The 13678-nt window shown below is 58.7% G+C and carries 14 protein-coding genes; 10 read left to right on the top strand and 4 right to left on the bottom strand.

Annotation, left to right across the window (positions count from 1 at the left end):
• Window positions 1–9: 9 nt before the first annotated feature.
• From mtgA to rpmF, 3 genes are all read left to right on the top strand, one after another.
• A complete protein-coding gene (mtgA, locus tag AC13RM_RS11295) occupies window positions 10–804 on the top strand; it encodes a monofunctional biosynthetic peptidoglycan transglycosylase (protein WP_488554958.1) in 795 nt (264 codons plus the stop codon).
• Between the two features lie 127 nt (window positions 805–931).
• Entirely contained in the window at window positions 932–1579 is a 648-nt protein-coding gene (locus AC13RM_RS11290) for a glutathione S-transferase family protein (protein ID WP_488554957.1), read from the top strand.
• Window positions 1580–1751: 172 nt separating this feature from the next.
• Window positions 1752–1937: a 50S ribosomal protein L32 gene (rpmF, locus tag AC13RM_RS11285; RefSeq protein ID WP_006724402.1), complete on the top strand. Its 186-nt coding sequence runs from the start codon at window positions 1752–1754 to the stop codon at window positions 1935–1937.
• A gap of 337 nt (window positions 1938–2274) precedes the next feature.
• Here rpmF and phaR read toward each other — a convergent pair whose 3' ends face one another.
• The gene (phaR, locus tag AC13RM_RS11280) at window positions 2275–2847 is read right to left on the bottom strand and encodes a polyhydroxyalkanoate synthesis repressor PhaR (RefSeq protein WP_112341594.1); all 573 of its coding nucleotides are present in this window, start codon (window positions 2845–2847) and stop codon (window positions 2275–2277) included.
• Window positions 2848–3089: 242 nt separating this feature from the next.
• Between phaR and AC13RM_RS11275 the strand changes: the two genes are divergently transcribed.
• Entirely contained in the window at window positions 3090–4271 is a 1182-nt protein-coding gene (locus tag AC13RM_RS11275; protein ID WP_488554956.1) for an acetyl-CoA C-acetyltransferase, read from the top strand.
• 164 nt (window positions 4272–4435) lie between these two features.
• Complete coding sequence (phbB, locus tag AC13RM_RS11270) at window positions 4436–5161, top strand: acetoacetyl-CoA reductase (protein ID WP_488554955.1); 726 nt, start codon at window positions 4436–4438, stop codon at window positions 5159–5161.
• A gap of 136 nt (window positions 5162–5297) precedes the next feature.
• Here the strand turns inward: phbB and AC13RM_RS11265 are convergent, their stop codons facing one another.
• From AC13RM_RS11265 to AC13RM_RS11255, 3 genes are all read right to left on the bottom strand, one after another.
• Window positions 5298–5471 carry a hypothetical protein gene (locus tag AC13RM_RS11265; RefSeq protein WP_488554954.1) on the bottom strand — a complete coding sequence of 58 codons (174 nt, stop codon included), beginning with the start codon at window positions 5469–5471 and terminating at the stop codon, window positions 5298–5300.
• Between the two features lie 145 nt (window positions 5472–5616).
• Window positions 5617–5871 carry a YMGG-like glycine zipper-containing protein gene (locus AC13RM_RS11260; RefSeq protein WP_112410958.1) on the bottom strand — a complete coding sequence of 85 codons (255 nt, stop codon included), beginning with the start codon at window positions 5869–5871 and terminating at the stop codon, window positions 5617–5619.
• Window positions 5872–5916: 45 nt separating this feature from the next.
• Window positions 5917–6072, bottom strand: coding sequence for a DUF3309 family protein (locus AC13RM_RS11255; protein WP_015341639.1), 156 nt, complete (start codon window positions 6070–6072; stop codon window positions 5917–5919).
• A 1254-nt stretch (window positions 6073–7326) separates the two neighbouring features.
• Between AC13RM_RS11255 and AC13RM_RS11250 the strand changes: the two genes are divergently transcribed.
• The 5 genes from AC13RM_RS11250 (at window position 7327) to AC13RM_RS11230 (ending at window position 13656) form a co-directional block, all read left to right on the top strand.
• Entirely contained in the window at window positions 7327–10458 is a 3132-nt protein-coding gene (locus AC13RM_RS11250) for a helicase-related protein (protein WP_488554953.1), read from the top strand.
• A gap of 3 nt (window positions 10459–10461) precedes the next feature.
• Window positions 10462–10866 carry an RNA-binding S4 domain-containing protein gene (locus tag AC13RM_RS11245; protein WP_113231333.1) on the top strand — a complete coding sequence of 135 codons (405 nt, stop codon included), beginning with the start codon at window positions 10462–10464 and terminating at the stop codon, window positions 10864–10866.
• Between the two features lie 207 nt (window positions 10867–11073).
• Complete coding sequence (gene fdxA, locus AC13RM_RS11240; RefSeq protein WP_113231334.1) at window positions 11074–11412, top strand: ferredoxin FdxA; 339 nt, start codon at window positions 11074–11076, stop codon at window positions 11410–11412.
• 399 nt (window positions 11413–11811) lie between these two features.
• Window positions 11812–12384: a CarD family transcriptional regulator gene (locus AC13RM_RS11235; protein WP_069611538.1), complete on the top strand. Its 573-nt coding sequence runs from the start codon at window positions 11812–11814 to the stop codon at window positions 12382–12384.
• A 408-nt stretch (window positions 12385–12792) separates the two neighbouring features.
• Entirely contained in the window at window positions 12793–13656 is an 864-nt protein-coding gene (locus AC13RM_RS11230) for an RNA polymerase factor sigma-32 (RefSeq protein WP_092719018.1), read from the top strand.
• Window positions 13657–13678 lie beyond the last annotated feature (22 nt).

The raw sequence follows: 13678 nt of genomic DNA, 5'->3' as shown, positions 1-13678 counted from the left end.
CCCGGATGCATGAAGGGGTTGTACCGGGATGGAGCGATCGTGGACGTCAGGCACTTGGACATATCGACTGATAATGAGGAGGAGGAAGCCGAGGTGCCGCAACGCTCCTCCCCGTTGGCGCGCTTCAAGGCAAGGCCAATCTGGCAGCGCGTCGTCCTTGTGGTGATCGGCGTCCTGCTTCTGCCCTATCTCTTCATCGTCCTTTATCTGCTGCCATTCGTCCACCCCGTTTCCACCCTGATGATAGGCGACGCCGTTACCTTTCAGGGATATGGCCGCCGCTGGGTCCCGCTGGATAAAATCGCGCCGGTGCTGGTGAAATCCGTCATGGTCTCGGAAGACGGACAATTCTGTTATCACGGCGGCGTCGATTGGGGCGAAATGCGCGCGTTGGTCCAGGAAACGCTGCGCGGCAAATCCACCCGCGGGGGCAGCACTATCCCGATGCAGACCGTCAAGAACCTGTTTTTATGGAACGGCCGCTCTTTCGTACGCAAAACGCTGGAATTACCGCTTGCGGTTTCCGCCTCGGCCGTCTGGTCGAAACGCCGGATGATGGAGATTTATCTCAATATCGCCGAATGGGGGCCAGGCATTTACGGCATCGAGGCGGCGGCGCGCTACCATTTCAAGGTGCCGGCCTCCAAGCTCACGGCACGTCAGGCGGCGCTTCTTGCCGTTTCGCTGCCGAACCCGATCGACCGGGTGGCAAGCAAGCCGGGAAGAGGTCTCAGCCAGCTCGCCGCGCTGATCCAGCGCCGCGCGCGCAATGCCGACGCATACATCAAATGCCTTTATGACTGATATCAGAACTTGTCGTTCGATCGCCTTGTCGTCCTCTGGCATTCTTAACCGTGATGAAAGGGCGATATGAATTACTTCAAAGAATTCTTTCCCTTCAGAGTCCGGCACTGAAAAGGAACATGCGATCGTGGACAAGCTCACACTCTATATCGGCAACAAGAACTATTCGTCCTGGTCGTTTCGGCCGTGGATTGCTCTTGAAGGGTGCGGCATTCCTTTCGAAGAGGTGCTGATACCTTTCGATTTTCCAGGTGGAAATCCGCGCATTCGGGAGGTGTCGCCGACGGGCAAGGTGCCGATGCTGGTTCACGGCGGCTTCAAGGTATGGGAATCCTTCGCCATCATCGAATATGCGGCCGAGCTTTTCCCGGATGCCGGGCTTCTGCCGAGGGATCGTCAGGCGCGTGCGCTCGCGCGATCCTACAGCATGGAGATGGTGTCGGGTTTCAGTGCCCTGCGCAACGCCTGCCCGATGAACATGCGCCGTCCGGTCGCCCGCCGCAATCTGCCCGATGGAGTGACGGCGGACGTGGCGCGTATCGAGACCATCTGGCGCGAAGCGAGAGCCTTTTCTGGCGGCCCTTTCCTGTTCGGGAATTTTTCCGGCGCGGACGCCATGTTTGCCCCCGTCGTCAGCCGTCTGGAGCGGTATGACATCGCGGTTGCGGCGGATACGCGGGACTATATGGCGGCCATGAAGGCGCTGCCTGCCTGGCAAAAATGGGAGAAAGCAGCATTGCAGGAAACATGGACCGTGCCGGAGGATGAGGACTGACTCGGCCTCGACTATCCGCGAATCTGGTGCGACGGGTAAAAAATGCTATTGGGGACTGGTCAAAGCCCGTCAAGCCATGTATAAGCCCGCCCAATTTCCGAAATTGATGCATGTCTGTTTCGGCCGCCTTGCTGGCCGTGGATATGTTTCGTCCGTACATGGAGTAACGAGAATGGCTGTACCGAAGAGAAAAACGAGCCCGTCCAAGCGCGGTATGCGCCGCTCTGCTGACGCCCTGAAGGCTTCGACCTATGTCGAAGACAAGAACTCCGGCGAACTGCGTCGCCCGCACCACATCGACCTGAAGACCGGCATGTATCGCGGCCGCCAGGTCCTGACGCCGAAGGAAAGCGCATAATCCAGCGCTGCCTTGATGAAATGAATGAAAAGGCTGGCGGTTCGCCGGCCTTTTTCTGTTTTGATGGGGGTTTGCTGGGATGCGTGAAAGCGGCTTAATGGTATCCCGAAAGACTGCTCCCCCCTCTGTCCCTTTCGGGACATCTCCCCCACAAGGGAGAGATTGTTGGGAGTATGCTGCTCATCCCAATGTGAACTTACGTGCCGGTTTCAACAGATCGGCTGTTGAGCTGAGGCAGGGAGGCGCCGCGAATTACCGATCTCCCTCTTGTGGGGGAGATGTCACGTCAGTGACGGAGGGGGAACTCTCCACGGATTCATTAGCGCATTGCCATGTATTAAAGGCTATCCAGCTTGCTCTGCATGGCGCGGAGCTGCTCCTTCAATTCGTCGATGTCCTTGGCTTCGGCCTTGCGGCTTTCCTTCGCCGGCGGCTTCATGAAGGGCGAGAACATCTGCATGGCCTGCTGGAACATTTCGGTATTGCGGCGGACCTGCTCCTCGACCATCTGCATGGGCAGCTGAAGATTCTTTCCAAGCGGCGTTTCGCCGAAAGCGCGATTGATCTGTTCGCGCATCTGGGTCTGCTGCTCCGTGAAGGCGCGCATGGAGTGCTCGAGAAAGCTCGGCACGACCATCTGCATCTGGTCGCCATAATAGCCGATCAGCTGCCGGAGGAAGGAAATCGGCAGCAGCGTATTGCCGGTCTTCGATTCCTGTTCGAAAATGATCTGTGTTAAGACCGAATGCGTAATGTCCTCACCGCTTTTGGCATCCTGGACAGTGAATTCCTCGCCCTTCTTCACCATCTCCGCCAGATCGTCCAGCGTCACATAGGTGCTGGTGCCGGTATTGTATAGGCGGCGATTGGCGTATTTCTTGATTACGATCTGGCCCTCATTCTTTGCCATTTATCAGTCTCCTGGCCCCGTCTGATTGTATGGAATATTCCTCCACTCCGGAGTGTAGACGCAAAAGAAGCTTGGTGACAATCGGTTTGTGCGATGCGGCAAGGCCTTTCCTTTGATTGGATTTTTTGAAGGCGGTGACAGCTTCGTGAAATCTGCACGATGAAAATTCTTGCTGTTTGACTCAGGAGCAAAGCTTTGACAGTTTCGCCTCATATACGTGTTCATTCTGTGAGGAGGCTTCCATGAGCAGTTCATCCATCGTCGTCGCCAGCGCGGCCCGCACTGCGGTCGGTTCGTTCAACGGCGCATTCGCGACCGTTCCGGCGCATGAACTCGGCGCGGCCGCGATCAAGGGTGCGCTGGAGCGCGCCGGTGTCGATGCCAAGGAAGTCGACGAAGTGATCCTCGGCCAGGTGCTTCAAGCCGGCGAAGGGCAGAACCCGGCTCGCCAGGCCGCGATGAAGGCCGGCATTCCGCAGGAGGCGACCGCATGGGGCGTGAACCAGCTATGCGGCTCCGGCCTGCGTGCCGTGGCACTCGGCCTGCAGCAGATCGCAACGGGTGACGCGAAGATCATCGTCGCCGGCGGTCAGGAATCCATGTCGATGGCGCCGCATGCAGCAAACCTTCGCTCCGGTACCAAGATGGGCGACATGAAAATGATCGACACCATGATCAAGGACGGCCTGACAGACGCATTCTACGGCTACCACATGGGCATTACCGCCGAAAATATCGCCCGCCAGTGGCAGCTGTCGCGCGAGGAGCAGGATCAGTTCGCCGTTTCCTCGCAGAACAAGGCGGAAGCGGCGCAGAAGGCCGGCCGCTTCAAGGACGAGATCGTTCCTTTCACGATCCAGACGCGCAAGGGTGACGTTACGGTCGATGCCGACGAATATATCCGCCATGGCGCGACGCTGGAGGGCATGACGAAGCTGCGTCCGGCCTTCGACAAGGAAGGCACCGTCACCGCCGGCAATGCTTCCGGACTCAACGATGGTGCCGCCGCTGCCGTGCTGATGACCGAAGCGGAAGCCTCGCGCCGCGGCATCCAGCCGCTCGCTCGCATCGTCTCCTGGGCGACGGCCGGCGTCGATCCGCAGATCATGGGGACCGGACCGATCCCGGCCTCCCGCAAGGCGCTGGAAAAGGCCGGCTGGTCCGTCCATGATCTCGATCTCGTCGAGGCCAATGAGGCGTTTGCCGCCCAGGCTTGCGCCGTCAACAAGGATCTCGGTTGGGATACGTCGATCGTCAACGTCAACGGCGGCGCGATCGCCATCGGTCACCCGATCGGCGCCTCCGGCGCCCGCGTCCTCAATACGCTGCTGTTCGAAATGAAGCGCCGCGGCGCCCGCAAGGGGCTTGCCACGCTGTGCATCGGCGGCGGCATGGGCGTCGCCATGTGCTTCGAAGCGCTCTAAAATCAAAGAAGCAGAGCATGATGTCGCCCGAAAACCGTCTGACACTTTTCGGCATCATGCTCTAAGGCGTCTCGAAAGGATTTTTCCAGAAGAAGTGGTGAAAGCGGAGCGGGCGATCCGACATTCGCGCGTCCAGTTTCCGCAGCAACAAAGGGGAGTGGCACATGAGCAGAGTGGCATTGGTAACCGGGGGTACGCGCGGCATCGGAGCTGCCATTTCGATGGCGCTGCACAATGCGGGCTATAAGGTGGCGGCAACCTATGCCGGCAATGATGAGAAGGCCCGGGCTTTCCACGACGTGACCGGTATCTCCGTTCACAAATGGGATGTCACCGACTACGAGGCCTGCGGCAAGGGCATCGCCAAGATCGAGCACGATCTCGGCCATGTCGACATCCTGGTCAACAATGCCGGCATCACCCGCGACGCCATGTTCCACAAGATGACGCCGCAGCAGTGGCATGAGGTCATCAACACCAATCTTACCGGCCTGTTCAACATGACGCATCAGGTCTGGCAGGGCATGCGCGACCGCAGCTTCGGCCGCGTCATCAACATCTCGTCGATCAACGGTCAGAAGGGGCAGATGGGGCAGGCGAACTACTCCGCCGCCAAGGCGGGTGATCTCGGCTTCACCAAGGCACTGGCGCAGGAAGGGGCCGCCAAGAACATCACGGTCAACGCGATTTGCCCGGGCTATATCGGCACGGAGATGGTGCTGGCGGTGCCGGAAAAGGTGCTGAACGAGCGCATCATCCCGCAAATTCCTGTGGGACGCCTTGGCGAGCCCGAGGAAATCGCCCGCATCGCCGTCTTCCTGGCCAGCGACGATGCCGGTTTCATGACGGGATCGACGATCACAGCCAATGGCGGCCAGCTCTTCGTATAAGTGATTCCAGGAGAAGGTTTCCCGCGCGAAGCTGCGTAAGGCAATGAGATTGGAGCGGTTCAGAGCTTTCGCGGGAGGCTGAACCGCTTCAGGCCGTTTCAGGGGGTGGATGGGAGTTCCCGGCCTAAATCTGCAATCATCCCCGGCTTGAATTTGCCTGCTGTCGCTGCCGTGGCTTGAATTCCAGGACGACGGCTTCAAAGGCTCCCTGCTGCTTTTCCTTGCCGCGTGCTCTTGCTGCGCTTGCGAGGGCGTAGAAAGTCGTGCCGATGAGCACGAATGCTGCAATGCTTGCGACGATTGCGGCCATGATGCCGTTCCTTTCTCAAAACACTGCCACCTCGCCGTGACTGATGGCGCGAGAAAAAGATCTCATTGAGGGAACTGCCGCTTCCTGAATTTGTTCCAGGAGTGCATCCTGACCGGCCGCCGATGACAGCCGGTCAGGCAATGCCTTAGCGGCAGCGAGCCTCATAACGGTGACCGTAGCGGTCGCGATAGATGCAGTAGCCGCGACGCTCTTCCGAACGTCCGATGAGATTGCCGACTACGCCGCCAGCGACCGCGCCAACTGCGGCGCCGCCCCAGCTATGGGTGGCGACGCCACCGATCAGCGCGCCGGTACCGGCGCCGATCGCCGTACCTTTTTCCGTTGCCGTGCACGACGCCAATGCCCCGACGAGGGCGATCGCGACGATAATCTTCTTCATGGTGTTAGCTCCCTGATGTTGCGAGGTTTGAACAATGTCTGCGGATCAGATGCGCCCCATCAATAACAGAATGAGGACGATGACGAGAACAAGCCCGAGACCGCCCGATGGGCCATACCCCCATGACCGGCTGTAACCCCAGCTGGGAAGTGCGCCGACCAGCAGCAGAATCAGTATGACAAGCAATACCGTACCAAGCATTATATGTATCCTCCATGTCCCCCGCTTGAATATCACGCCAATATCGCTGTTCGATGCGGCGTTATCCTTCCAGCGGTTCCAGCTCAAAACTGTTCCAGTGAATGAGCCGGATTCCTCAATTCTGTTCATAGAAACTTGCATGTCCGATAATTGTTCCGGCTAAGAAATAAAAATGCGGGTGCGCAGCAGCTGGCATGCTCTGCGAAACGTTAATGGGACCGCATCGTACGGCGGTTGCGGGCGCGGCAGCAAATCGTTTTTATGGTTAAAATATAATTAAATACAATGGGTTGCGGTGAACGAAACGAGAAAAGCCAAATGTCCGTGATTCGTCGGCGATTCGTTCTGCGTTTGAACCTTGGTAATGGTCCGAGCCTTTGCCGGCGTGCCGAAAACAAGAATGCTGCTGCAAATATCGTTCAGGCGGTGCGTTGGTGGGCGGATTCGTTAATTCGCAGCGAACGCCGGGATAGTATCGCCGTTCGAGCTGATCCCCATGTCGTGACACTGCTCCGGCAAAATACAACATGTAGCCGTGAACAAATGCGATACCTGCTCGTATCCGCGATTCCTCACCGATTCGTTCCGGCTTTGATTGATGTGTTAACGGATTCATCTTTTGCGTGCATTTGCCGATTCATTATAGCTGCGCTCGCTAAATGGTTAATCACAATCGCAGATTCGACCTGAATCCGGCTCTCAACCATCCGGAGTCCGGTATGTCCTGGCTGCGGAAGCGCTAGATATTGTGGAGAACAAAAACGGAATTGCTTGGAATCTGCGATTCGTCGCCGATTCGTTCCGGCTTTGGCCCAGATGTTAACGGTCCCGGCTGATTCCTGAGAAATTCCATTATTTACAGATCATTAACCATGATGTGACGCGAATTTTCGTTCGCTGAGGATTCTCCCCTTGACTCCTTTTCCTATGGAAAAGCAGCCTAAACAAGATTCAGCATTTGGTGGGAATCTTTTCGTTGAAATCCATATGTAGTCGTGAACAAATAAAGAACGCAATGGAGTCAGCGATTCGTCTCCGATTCGTTCTCAAGCTGTTCCGGAATTGCCGGGACTCGCATGGGGTGCAGCTGAAATGTAGCTTATGGTTGAAGCGATCAAATATGAAATCGATTGTTGCCGTATCTGTTTTTTCATTCGGGTCTTGCCTTTGTCACATATGGTCGTCATCTGTTCGTTTCCTCCAGGAGGAACATGCTGATCGGAAGACGGCTGTTTCTCGCCTATGCACGGACCTATGACTCAGACTTCGCAGCCCATGATCCTGAGCGGACGCGGCGTGACCGCGGTGCTCGGACCGACCAATACCGGCAAAACCCATTATGCCATCGAGCGCATGGTGGCACACGGCAGCGGCGTGATCGGCCTGCCGTTGCGGCTGCTTGCGCGCGAGGTCTATACGCGCGTCGTCGAAAAGGTCGGGGCGCACAATGTCGCGCTCGTGACCGGCGAGGAAAAGATATCGCCGCCCAATGCGCGCTATTCGGTCTGCACCGTGGAGGCCATGCCGCGCGAGACGCGCGCTTCCTTCGTCGCCATCGACGAGGTGCAGCTTGCCAGCGATCTGGAGCGCGGGCATATCTTCACCGACCGTATCCTGCACCTGCGCGGCCGCGATGAAACACTGCTGCTTGGCGCCGGCACTATGCGGCCGATCCTCGAGCAGCTTCTGCCTGGTATTACCGTTCTCGAGCGGCCGAGGCTTTCACATCTTTTCTACGCCGGACAGAAGAAGATCACGCGCCTGCCGCAACGTACAGCAATCGTCGCCTTTTCGGCCGACGAAGTTTATGCGATCGCGGAGCTTATCCGCCGCCAGCGCGGCGGCGCGGCGGTCGTTCTCGGGGCGCTCAGCCCGCGTACCCGCAATGCGCAGGTGGCGCTCTATCAGGCCGGCGATGTCGAATATCTGGTTGCGACGGATGCGATCGGCATGGGTCTCAACCTCGATGTGGATCATGTCGCCTTCGCTCAGGACCGCAAATTCGACGGCTATCAGTTCCGCAATCTCAATCCGGCCGAGCTCGGCCAGATCGCCGGTCGCGCCGGCCGTCATCTCAAGGACGGCACCTTCGGCGTAACGGGGCAGGTTGATCCTTTTGACGACGAACTCGTGCGCCGGATCGAGGGACACGAATTCGACATGGTCAAGGTGCTGCAATGGCGCAGCAAGAATCTGGATTTCGCTTCAATCGCGGCGTTGCGTGCAAGTTTGGAAGACGCGCCTCGCGTGCAGGGCTTGACGCGGGCGCTGCCTGCGGTAGACCAGCAGGCGTTGGAATATCTGTCACGCGATCTGGAGATAGTCGATCTTGCCAGCAACCCGGCTCGGGTTGAGAAATTATGGGAGGCGTGTGCGCTTCCCGACTATCGGCGCATCACGCCTGCCCAGCACGCCGATCTCATTGCCGCCCTCTTTTCCGATCTCGTGCGCTATGGCACGGTGAAAGAGGATTTCCTTGCCGAACAGGTGCACCGCGCCGATCGGACGGATGGCGAGATCGACACGCTTTCGGCGCGAATCGCGCAGATAAGGACTTGGACCTATGTGTCGAACCGGCCCGGCTGGCTTGCCGATCCGACACACTGGCAAGAAAAGACGCGGGAAATCGAAGATCGATTGTCCGACGCGTTACATGAGAGGTTGACGAAACGCTTTGTTGATCGCAGGACATCTGTGCTCATGAAGCGCCTGAGAGAGAATGCGATGCTGGAAGCTGAAATCAGTGTGAATGGAGATGTCTTCGTAGAGGGGCATCATGTGGGACAGTTGACCGGATTCCGGTTCACGCCTATCGCAGGGACCGAAGGGCCTGATGCCAAGGCTGTCCAGACCGCCTCGCAGAAGGCACTGGGGCTGGAGTTCGAGGCGCGTGCCGCACGTCTGCATGCGGCCGGCAACGGCGATCTCGCGATCAGTGCCGATGGCCTCGTGCGCTGGCTCGGCGATCCTGTCGCGCGCCTGTCAGGCAGCGATCATGTCATGCGCCCGCGCGTCATCCTGCTCGCCGACGAGCAGCTGACCGGCAATGCGCGCGATCATGTCGCCGCCCGCATCGAGCGTTTCGTGAACCACCATATCAGCACGATTCTGAAGCCGCTGGACGATCTCCAGCGTGCCGAAGATCTGCAGGGCCTTGCCAAGGGGCTGGCTTTCCAGCTGGTCGAAAATCTCGGCGTTCTGTTCCGCCGTGATGTCACTGAGGAAGTGAAGTCGCTGGATCAGGACGGGCGTGCCTCGATGCGCCGCTACGGCGTTCGCTTCGGTGCGTACCATATTTTCGTGCCCGCCCTGCTGAAGCCGGCTCCGGCCGAGCTCATCACGCTGCTCTGGGCGCTGAAGAATGATGGTCTCGACAAGCCGGGCTATGGCGACCTGATCCCGGTTCTCGCTGCCGGCCGCACTTCAGTCGTCACCGATCCGGGCTATGAGCGCACATTCTACAAGCTTGCGGGCTTCCGGTTCCTCGGCAAGCGCGCGGTGCGAATCGACATTCTAGAGCGCCTGGCGGACCTTATCCGTCCGCTGCTGCAGTGGAAGCCCGGCCAGGCTTCGCGCCCTGATGGCGCCTATGATGGTCGTCGCTTCACCACGACCACCGCGATGCTCTCCATTCTCGGCGCAACGCTCGAGGATATGGAAGAGATCCTCAAGGGCCTCGGCTACCGCGCCGATTCGGTAAAGGCGGAGGAGGCCACGGCCTTCCTCGCCCAGCAGGACGCGGCTGCAGCACCGGCCACGGCCGCTGGGGAAGCCGCGGCCGAAAAGGCTGATCATGACGATGGCGATGCTGCAACTGACGAGGCGGCTAAGGAAGCAGAAGCCGTTTCGCAGGAAACAGCCGCTCCCGCCGAGGCGCCGGCTGAGACCGAAGTGGCGGTGGCTGTCGAAGCCGTTGCCGTTGCGGAAGTCGCCGCCGAACCTGCGGAGCCGAAGCCGGTTCTGCTATGGCGCCTGGGCGGCCGAAACGACAACCAGCAGCGCCAGGGTGGCCGCGGTCATGGTGACCGTCGTGGCCAGCAGGGCGAGGGTCGCGGTCAGCACGGCAATCGCCGTGGCGGCGGCGAACAGCAGGCCAGCGGTGGCGAGAGCAATCGTGAGGGACGCGATCGTCGTGATGGCCGAGACAATCGGGGCGGCGACAACAAGGGTCCGCGCGGCAATCGCGAGGGCGGCCGTCCGCAGCATCAGGGCAACCGTGGCGAACGGGGTGATCGTCAGGATCGTGGCGATCGGAATGATCGCAACAACCGCGGCGCATCGCAGCCGCTTCGTTTCGAGGCCAAGCCGCCGCGCAAGGAAAAGCCGATCGATCCCGATTCTCCTTTCGCCAAGCTCGCTGCCCTGAAGGAGCAGATGAAGAAATAGGCCATGACGGACGAGAAACAGCCATTTTCCGGTTCGCGCCAGCGCATCGACAAATGGCTGTTCTTTGCCCGCATGGTGAAATCCCGATCGCTGGCGCAGCTCTATGTGCAAAACGGCAGTGTCAGGGTGAATGGCCAGCGGGTCGTACAGCCGAGCCATGGTGTCAAGGCCGGCGACCGCGTCGAGCTGTCGCTGGAGCGGCGCGATGTCATCCTGATCGTGCGCGCACCCGGCGATCGCAGAGGGCCATTCGAGGAAGCCAGGCTGCTTTACGAAGATCTGACGCCGCCGCCGGATGAGACAAAACGTCTCACCCCGTTTGAGCAGGCGTCGCGAGCGCCGGGCAGCGGCAGACCCACGAAACGGGAGCGGCGTGCAATCGACCGCCTCACCTCCGACGACGATTAGAAAACTCTGTCTGTCGCAGGCGGTTTTCAAGATTGTTTGTCCTTGAAATTGGCTGACAAAGTGGATACCTCACGATCAACCTGCCGGTAACCCGCCGGACGGCGCGTTTGTGCGTGACGCATTCGTTAGCTCGTTCGGCTCCGTGGACAAAGTGCGACGTTCCAGGTTGCGCATCCGCGGGAACTAGAGACATTCCTGGAGTGCTTCATGACATATGTCGTGACCGACAATTGCATCCGCTGCAAATATACCGACTGCGTGGAAGTCTGCCCCGTCGACTGCTTCTACGAAGGCGAGAACTTCCTTGTCATCCATCCCGACGAATGCATCGATTGCGGTGTCTGCGAACCGGAATGTCCTGCCGAGGCGATCAAGCCCGATACGGAGCCGGGTCTCGACAAGTGGCTGAAGGTCAATGCGGAATATGCCGCCATCTGGCCGAACATCACGGTTAAGCGCGACCCGATGCCGGAAGCCAAGGAAATGGACGGCGAGCAGGGTAAATTCGAGAAATATTTCTCGACCAACCCCGGTTCGGGCGACTGATCGAAGGTCGTGACAGGCCGTCGATAAAGGTGTAGTCGATATCGCAGAAAACGAATCATTGCCGTTGGGCCGCTGGTCGGTCAACGTGGCCATTTTGGCGCGCGCGCAGCAAATTATTGATTTCCTCAGATTTTTGTGATAGGTTTCTTATACTGATCCACTGTGGCATTTCGCATGCCCAAAACCATCACGAAAGCAAATCACCAATCCGTACGCGGTTTCCTTGACATATCAACCGTTTGTGTTGTCGGGTCTTAGATCGCGATGGGTGGGTTTCTGTTTGCATAAGTCTGGCTGGACCAGGATGAAGTGACCCGACGGTACGCCCGTCTCATCCGGGCCTGACTGACCCGGCACCCCGGCCCTAACGGGGCGCGTAACAGGGAGTTTTTGAAAAGAATGACGACCCAGCAGAAAAAACCTTCAGCAGCACGCCACGGCTTCAAGACTGGTGAAGCGATCGTTTATCCGGCCCATGGTGTCGGCACGATCACTGCGATCGAAGAGCAAGAAGTCGCAGGCATGAAGCTTGAGCTGTTCGTAATCGACTTCGAGAAAGACAAGATGCGCCTGAAGGTGCCGGTGGCCAAGGCCATGAGCATCGGCATGCGCAAGCTTTCCGAGACGGATTTCGTCGAGCGTGCATTGAAGGTCGTGCAGGGCAAGGCCCGCGTAAAGCGCACCATGTGGTCGCGCCGCGCGCAGGAATATGATGCCAAGATCAATTCCGGCGATCTGATCTCGATCGCAGAGGTCGTTCGCGATCTCTATCGCGCCGAGAACCAGCCGGAACAGTCCTATTCCGAACGCCAGCTTTACGAAGCTGCTCTTGATCGCATGGCGCGCGAAATCGCCGCCGTCAACAAGATGTCGGAAACCGAAGCCGTTCGCCTTGTCGAGACCAATTTGAACAAGGGCCCGAAGCGCGGCAAGGTCGTCGACGACGACGACTCGCAAGACGAAGCCGCATAAAGGCCAAGACACCAACATTGCTTCAAAAAACCCGGCCTTCGTGCCGGGTTTTTTTCTTTGGAACCTTTTCCGTTCTGCCGCGTTTAAGCCTCGTGTTGGCGGTCGGTGTGGGTGCGCTCCTGTGGAGAGGGGTTCCATACAGGCCGTATTATAGACATTCACGAGGACCGGCCTATGCGTTTTCACTCGAAGCTCCCCGGCGATCTGAAGATGCTTCAATCGTCAGACCCGTTCGATGAGATCGAACTAGACTAGTCATCGATCATCCGGCCAGCCGGATATCGATTTCCAATTCGCAATTTCATTCATTGATTTCCATCCGAACAGCGATGTCCGGAAACGATGCTTGCTGCCCTTTTCGTCGACCGCGGCATAGAGACGATTTGAGGCCGAACCTAGGAGATGCATATGACGAATATGTCTGCAGATCGGCGCATGATCAAAGTTGCGATGGCTGCTCCCTATCTCGATCGCGACGAGGAACACGATCTCGCCATTCGCTGGAAGGACCACGAGGATCGTGGTGCCCGCAATCAGATCGCAACCGCCCATATGCGCCTCGTCATTTCCATGGCGGGGAAATTTCGTAATTTCGGATTGCCGATGAGCGATCTGGTGCAGGAGGGTTATGTCGGCCTGCTGGAAGCGGCCGCCCGCTTCGAACCGGAACGGGAGGTTCGCTTCTCCACCTATGCAAGCTGGTGGATACGCGCTTCTATCCAGGACTATATCCTGCGCAATTGGTCGATCGTACGCGGTGGCACGAGTTCCGCGCAGAAGGCGCTGTTCTTCAATCTGCGCCGTTTGCGCGCCAAGCTTGCCCGCAGCAATTCCAGCGTCACTGTCCAGTCCATCCATGAGGAAATCGCCGTCACGCTTGGCGTCAGCCTCGCCGACGTGCAGACGATGGATGCGCGCCTTTCCAGTAGCGACACCTCGCTGCAGGCGCCTTCAATAGCCGGTGATTCCGAAAGCGCCGAACGCATCGATTTTCTCATCAGCGACGAACCGCTTCCCGACGAGCAGGTCTCCGACATGATCGATGGCGAACGCCGTCGCATCTGGCTAGCATCGGCTCTGAAGCATCTCAACGAGCGGGAAATGAAGATCATCCGGGCGCGCCGCCTAGTCGAAGATGGCGCAACGCTGGAAGAGCTCGGCGCCGATCTCGGCATTTCCAAGGAGCGCGTGCGGCAGATCGAAAGCCGCGCCATGGACAAGCTCCGCAACGCGCTTGTCGACGCAGACCCGCGCATGGCAAGCTACGCCTGAGGCAGATCTTCTCCCCGCCGGG

It is taken from the genome of Martinezella sp. CNPSo 3732 (genome assembly GCF_057784515.1).
This window is presented reverse-complemented; position numbering and strand designations above follow the sequence as displayed.